This window comes from Mycobacterium sp. (assembly GCF_049280035.1).
In the GTDB taxonomy this organism is placed as follows: Bacteria; Actinomycetota; Actinomycetes; order Mycobacteriales; family Mycobacteriaceae; genus Mycobacterium.
This window is the reverse complement of the sequence record NZ_JBAPPI010000862.1, coordinates 1-6,407: the sequence shown is the minus strand read 5'-3', so window position 1 is coordinate 6,407 and position 6,407 is coordinate 1. Positions and strand designations below refer to the sequence as shown.

Here is a 6,407-nt window from a genome sequence, read left to right as displayed (position 1 = left end):
GGCGAAGGTGACCGTGCCGCCCTCGCCGCCTTTGTCGGTGCGGGAGATGGTGAACCGCTCCATGTGCAGGCTGTCCGCGATGCCCGCGTCCCTCCACACCTTTTCGACCGTGTCGAGCATGGCCGGTGGCCCGCACGCCCACGCGGAGCGCCCCTTCCAATCCGGAACGACACCGTCAAGCTCGGCGAAGTCGATCTTGCCCATGTCCGCGGTCAGCTGCAGGTGCAACCGGTAGCCGGACTGAGCGCGCTCCAACGCACGTAACTCGTCGTGAAATATCACCTCATCGACGACGGGCGCCGAATGGATGTGCATGATGTCGGGACTCTCGCCGCGCTGCTTGAGCGAGCGCAGCATCGCGATGACGGGGGTGATGCCGCTGCCCGCTGTCACGAACAACAACCTGCCCGGCGCCGGGTCGGGAAGCGCGAAATCGCCCTTCGGAGTTGCCAGCCGAACCACCGTGCCGGCCTCGACGCCGTTGACCAGATGGGACGACAGGAACCCCTCAGGAGTTGCTTTCACGGTGATCGAGATCAGTTTTCTGTCGCGCCGCGGAATCGACGTGAGCGAGTAGGACCGCCAGTGCCAGCGGCCATCGACCCGAAGCCCGATCCCCAGATACTGGCCGGGCCGGTAGTCCCCGGAAAAGCCCCATCCCGGCCTGATCGTCACCGTCGCCGAGTCTTCAGTTTCTTTACGGACATCGACCACTACCCCACGCAGTTCCCGCGCGGACCACAACGGATTGAGCAACTTGAGGTAGTCATCGGGCAATAGCGGCGTCGTCGCGCGAGCCACCAAGCCGCGCAACACATTGACCTTCGGGGATACTGCGGTTTCGATGTCCTTCGCGGGAGCAGCACTCCATCGCGTCAGGCTCCGCATCTTCAACTCCATAGGGCGGCTCCATTGCCTCAGTCCAGGTACATGGGATTTCGATTTCAGTGAACACGTGTGCACCGATTACCCCGTCCGTAGAACGACAAACATCCGTTCTGCCGGCGGGGAATCGAACCCGCCGCTCTACCAGGCAAAATGGCTACTGAGCTGCCGGTTCGTTCCGTTTCGGTCAGATTCAGTCCCGTCGTTACCTGCGATTTCGTTTTCGGCTCTTGACCGCGTCAAGAGCCGGCCACCGACCGCGGCACGCCCCAGGTGTCGTAGCTGCGACGTCGTCAACACATATCTGGAGCGGGATTACCGCCCCGTCACCACCCGCCAGGTTGGTGACCTCGCGACCCACCTCCCGCACGATTCCTATTGGTTCGTGGCCCAGGGTGTCGCCGAGAGACATGAAAGCGCCGAGGCCGGCGCGTGCCTGACATTGCCCTCATCGAGCACTCGCAGCGACTCGCCGGCGCGCCGAGATAAGTCGTTGGTTGAGCCGGGTGTTGCGGTTGCGGATCGCGGTGGCCAGTCCGCGTCGACGCGCAATAGGGTTTTCGACGCCGACTGGGCCCGGTCGTTTCACGAGGCGGCGAAATTTCTCTTCGGAGGCGGTTTCGGGGGCGTCATCGGAGGATGCGGCCAGGAACCGGTCCGGCAGAGCCAGTTTGACGATCGTGCGTAGCACCAGTAGGTATTGGCGGGCCAGCGGGCCGGTCGTGTAGGGCAGGTCATACTTCGCGCAGACCGCCTGCACCCGCTCGGCGATCTGGGCGCAACGGTTACTGGGCAGATCAGGGTAGAGATGGTGTTCGATCTGATAACAGAGGTTTCCGCTCATGAAGGCCATCACCGGCCCGGCGCGAAAGTTGGCGCTACCCAACATTTGTCGTAGATACCACTGCGCCTTGGTTTCACCCTCGAGGGCTTCGGGGGTGAATTTCTCAGCTCCGTCGGCGAAGTGGCCGCAGCAGATCACCGCGTACGCCCACAGGTTTCGCAGCACGTTGGCGAGCGCGTTCCCGAATAGGACGTGCCGCCAGCGCCGGCCGGCGAGCGCGGGGAAGAGCAGGTAATCTTTACCCGCCTGGCGAGCGATTTTGCGACGCAGAGCTCGGGTGTGAGCGGACTTTTCGGCGTCAGTCTCCGCGCGGTCCTGTTCAGAGTACAGACCGTGCAGCGCGATACCCCATTCGAAAGCAAGCGCCAACAACAGATGTCGCAGCGGCTGCAGCAGATTGCTGGGCTTCCACTGTTGGTCACGGGTGACCCGCAGAACGCCGTACCCAAGGTCGTCGTCGACTCCGACGACGTTGGTGAACATGTGATGACGGTAGTTGTGGGAGTACCTCCATTGAGAGGACAGCCCTGCCATGTCCCACTCCCAGGTGGTGGAGTGGATTTCGGGGTCGTTCATCCAATCCCATTGGCCGTGGCCGATATTGTGGCCGAGCTCCATGTTCTCGATGCTCTTGGCCGTGGCCAGGGCAAGTGTTCCGAACGCCCATCCGATCCTGGTTCGACTGGCGCCGATCACGATACGGGCGGCGAGGTCGAGGCAGCGTTGAACAGCGATGGTGCGCTGGATGTACGCCCTGTCGTTCGCGCCAAGCGAATCCTCGATGTCGAGGCGGATCGCGTCCAATTCGGCGGCGAGTGCCTCGACGTCCGCGTCGCTCAGATGGGCGTATTCGGCTACGTCTGTGATGGCCATCAGTGCCTCACCGGATGATCGGCGGAAGATACGTGCCCGTAGTGCCCCGCGCGGGGGATCTCCGCGGTCACCGGGTAGGGGAAACGTTTGGCGAGGGCGTGGCGGTGCTGCGGGGGAATGGTTTTGTTCTTGGCGCCGGGGTGCCGGGTGACGGTCCACGTTGGACGCGTTCGCATCGTGAACTTTCTACAGAAGATCACTTGGATGCCCGGTCGCGAGCGGTCGCTCTCACGCTGTCGCTGCAGGGGGACGGCGTTTCCGGGCCGGCTGGACTGTCAACCAACCCAAGTCTACCGGCGGTTGGCGTCGGGCTCGAGTATGGGAGGTTGTCCCCCGGTAAATCACCGCGGGGCGCTGATGCGGATTCTCACCCGCGGTGCGCTGAACCGCGTCACCCAGCCCTCGGCCGGGTTCGGTATCTTCCAGTGCCACCACGAGTTCGCTTCTACCGCAATCAAATTCATTGACGATTGACCGAGAACCCACACTCACATTTTGAGTTTCGAGGGCGATCGTGCCAGTGACGGCGCGTTGGCCGCGACGAAGACAGGCCAAGCCTTTCGGCCTGGCCTGTTTTCGTGTGGAGCTGCCGGGAATCGAACCCGCCGCTCTACCAGGCAAAATGCCTCCTGACATGCCGGTTCGTTCCGTCTCGTTCCGGCTCAGTACCTCCCGTTACCTGCAGTTTCGTTCTCGGGTCTTGACGTCGTCAAGAGTGGCCATCTAATCCATCGAGCTGGTACTCGGGCGGATCACGCGGCGGCGGTGAGCAATTCCTGCAGGGCGACCTCGAAGTCGTCGGCCAGGTCCCATACGTCGGGCACCAGTTCCCAGCATGAGTTGATCCCGACGTCAAGCTTGCCGGTCAGCGACATCACCGTGATGTTGAGGCCGGTGCCGTAGAAGATCGGTCCAAGCGGATACATCGCCTTGACCTGGCAGCCCAGAAAGTACAACGGCACCTGCGGTCCCGGCACGTTGGAGATGACCAGGTTGTGCACCGGTCGGCGGGTCAGCACTGTACTGGCGAAGAGTCCCACCGCCGGAGCCAACAGCGCCCGCCCTGCAAACTGCGCCCAGTCCAGCAACAGCGTCGCCCCGATCGCCGCGCTGTGCTCCTTGGCCACCCCATTGGCGTGCGCGATGGCGCGAAGCCGATCGGCCGGGTCGGCGATCTGAGTCTGCAGGCGGGAGAACAACGCCGTCAACTGGTTGCGGCCTGGCCGGTCGGATGTTTGATACACCGACACCGGCACCGTGGCCACCAGCGAGGTGTCGGGCAGCTGACCGCGATCGAGCAAGAACTTGCGCAGCACCCCGGCGCACAGTGCCATCACCACATCGTTGACCGTGACATTGAACCTGTTCTTGATCGTCTTGATGTCGTCGAACTCCAGGCGGGCGTAGGCGATGTTGCGCCGGCGAGTGATGGAGTCGTTGAACGGGGTGCGCGGCGCCCGGAACGGCGCCGCCATGGCCCGCCCGCTGCGCCCCCGGCGCACGGTGTCGACGATCGTTGACACCGTCATCGGCACCACAGTGGCCAGCTGCAGTGGCCGGGCAACGAATTTCGCCAGGCCCCGCACCGCCATTCCCAGCGAGTTGGTGTCCCCCGGCCCGTCCACCGCCTTCGGCGCCGGCGTGTCCGGTTCGGTGCCGCACAGCTGCGACAGCAGGTTCGCACCGCCCACCCCGTCCACGCTGGCGTGATGCACCTTGGTCATCACCGCCAGCCGCCCACCCGCCCGGGCGTCGGTGCCAGCGATCCCCTCGATCACCCACATCTCCCACAGGGGCTGGCCGCGATCAAGGGGCAGGGAGGCGATGCGCCCGCAGGTCTCCGACAGCTCGACGCGCCCGCCGGGCGCCGGCAGCCCGATGCGGTGCAGATGCCGGTCCAGATCGAAACTGTGGTCCTCCACCCACACCGGATGGTCCAGATTCAGCCGGCTGTCGGCCAACCTCTGCCGAAACTCAGGGATCGACTTGATCCGCACCCCCAGCTCTTCGCGCAGCCGAGCGAAGCTGTACCCGCCGGGCACTGTCGCGGCGTCCAACTCCAAGATCGCGCAGACGTGCAACGGCTGTGACGGCGTTTCCAAATACAAGAAGCTGGCATCCAGCCCGCTGAGCCGTTGCATACGTTTCCCTTCCGCCGGTCGAGGGGGGTCATTGCCGCCAGCCGACCCGGACTGCCGGACGGGGCGATGCGATCGAAGACCGGCCGGCGGCACTCCACGATCGCGGTCAGAACTCGATGGCGAACCCGTTCAGGTCCTGGCTCAAGGGCGTAGAGCTCATAAAGACGACTGTCCCGAGTCTCAGGAATGAAAATTCGTTGAGAAATCCGCCGACACCATTGTGCGCTTATCTGCGCTCGATTGAAAGTAGGTTTCAGGTGAAGATATCCCCAATCCTCTTGACACGGCGGAAAATTCCACCGTTTGACGGGCAATGCCCGGCCCAATCCTCTTGACGCACTGTCAAATACGAAGCGAGGTTTCAGGCGAGGTTTTGGGTTTAGCGCGAGCATGCGGAGCGTGTCGCGTTAAGGTCTAGACGGCGGTCGTGACGCGGCACCCAATTACATGCGTTTACCGGCTCTGACGAGCATCTTCTTGGTGGAGCTGCCGGGAATCGAACCTGTCCCAGAAATCAAACTGACCTGCGGAATTACTAAATCTCACTACGCGAAACGACGCGAAAGCACCTGGGAATACGCGAAAGGTGTTGACGGCGTCAACACGCAGGAGCATCTTCCAAGTCGGGACCCGGAGTTTGCTGATCAGGTGGCCGCTCGCGCCTTCGCCCCTTCGCGCTCACGCAGCTCACGCAGCTCACGCCACATGATCTTGCCCGTAGTCGTCGTTGGCAAGCTGTCCACGGACTCGATCGCCCGGGTACTCGTGGCGAGCAAGCCGCGCCTTCACGAACTCGCGGATCTCCTGCTCCAGCGCCTTACTCGGCTGGACGGCTTACCCGCTCCGCAAGAGCGGCCCGTACCGATCCGACTTTGCGTGCGATATCGGTAGCAGATCGGGAATTAGAAGTCAAGCAGGATTGCGGGAAAACCATTATGAGCCCCGTCACCCAATGCGACACTTTGCCTAGTGGCGGCCAACTTTGGGTCCTGCTGACAAGGGGTAGAGATGAGAAGAATCGAGGCGGCCAGTCTGAGGCATCGCTCAAAAACCAGCTGGAGAGCAAGGTGAGCATTGCCGAGGCGGGAAACATCGTCTATGCCGCGTATCACTACCTGTGCCCCGGAGCCTAGAGAGATAGGAGATCAGGAAATGAAGAAAATCAAGGCTGGAGTAGGGATCGGCGCGCTCGTCGCAGCCGGGGTCGCGCTGGCGACACCGGCACATGCCGACGAAATCTGCGCAAGTGGTGTGGTGGCAATCGGGCCGACCTCGTGCCCGTTTGCTCTGGACGTGGCGAACGCTTACCGCAACTCCTTCATCAACCCCGATGGTGGAATGCTGTACGACGTCTACTCACCGACCACTGGGCTGAGTTACAACATGGACTGTGAAAAGGTCGGTGCTGGCGTGGTGTGCCGCGGCGGCAACGGCGCAGAAGTCAACGTCTTCTGATGTATCGGACAATCGCAGCAGCGGTGCTGGCGGCGGGGATCGTTTCCTCGCCGCTGGCACACGCTGTGGGGGCCACCGGGATCAGTCGGTGTGCCTAGAGTGCTGACTACCGCACCTACGCGTTGGCGTGCGTGCTCTATGAGTGTCTGACCGGCAGCACGCCTTATCCCGGAGACAACTTCGAACAGCAAATCACCGCGCACTTGACG

At 62.8% G+C, this 6,407-nt stretch carries 5 protein-coding genes and 2 pseudogenes; 2 read left to right on the top strand and 5 right to left on the bottom strand.

Annotation, left to right across the window (positions count from 1 at the left end; translation table 11 throughout):
* The 5 genes and pseudogenes from WAN71_RS27535 to WAN71_RS27515 form a co-directional block, all read right to left on the bottom strand.
* The coding region (locus tag WAN71_RS27535) for a ferredoxin reductase (protein WP_422228357.1) at nucleotides 1–888 on the bottom strand (888 nt) is incomplete at its 3' end.
* 298 nt (nucleotides 889–1,186) lie between these two features.
* Nucleotides 1,187–1,309, bottom strand: a pseudogene (locus WAN71_RS27530) (glutathione-dependent formaldehyde dehydrogenase); the annotation flags it as partial.
* A 24-nt stretch (nucleotides 1,310–1,333) separates the two neighbouring features.
* Nucleotides 1,334–2,602: a fatty acid desaturase family protein gene (locus tag WAN71_RS27525; RefSeq protein WP_422228356.1), complete on the bottom strand. Its 1,269-nt coding sequence runs from the start codon at nucleotides 2,600–2,602 to the stop codon at nucleotides 1,334–1,336.
* Nucleotides 2,602–2,778, bottom strand: a complete 177-nt coding sequence (locus tag WAN71_RS27520; RefSeq protein ID WP_422228355.1) for a hypothetical protein — start codon at nucleotides 2,776–2,778, stop codon at nucleotides 2,602–2,604. The genes WAN71_RS27525 and WAN71_RS27520 overlap by 1 nt, the downstream gene beginning before the upstream one ends.
* A 576-nt stretch (nucleotides 2,779–3,354) precedes the next feature.
* Nucleotides 3,355–4,743: a WS/DGAT/MGAT family O-acyltransferase gene (locus WAN71_RS27515; RefSeq protein ID WP_422228354.1), complete on the bottom strand. Its 1,389-nt coding sequence runs from the start codon at nucleotides 4,741–4,743 to the stop codon at nucleotides 3,355–3,357.
* A 1,152-nt stretch (nucleotides 4,744–5,895) separates the two neighbouring features.
* On the opposite strand from WAN71_RS27515, the gene WAN71_RS27510 reads away from it, so the two are divergent.
* Together WAN71_RS27510 and WAN71_RS27505 are read left to right on the top strand one after the other, a co-directional pair.
* Entirely contained in the window at nucleotides 5,896–6,198 is a 303-nt protein-coding gene (locus tag WAN71_RS27510; protein WP_422228353.1) for a hypothetical protein, read from the top strand.
* Between the two features lie 101 nt (nucleotides 6,199–6,299).
* Nucleotides 6,300–6,407 (top strand): annotated as a pseudogene (locus tag WAN71_RS27505) (hypothetical protein); the annotation flags it as partial.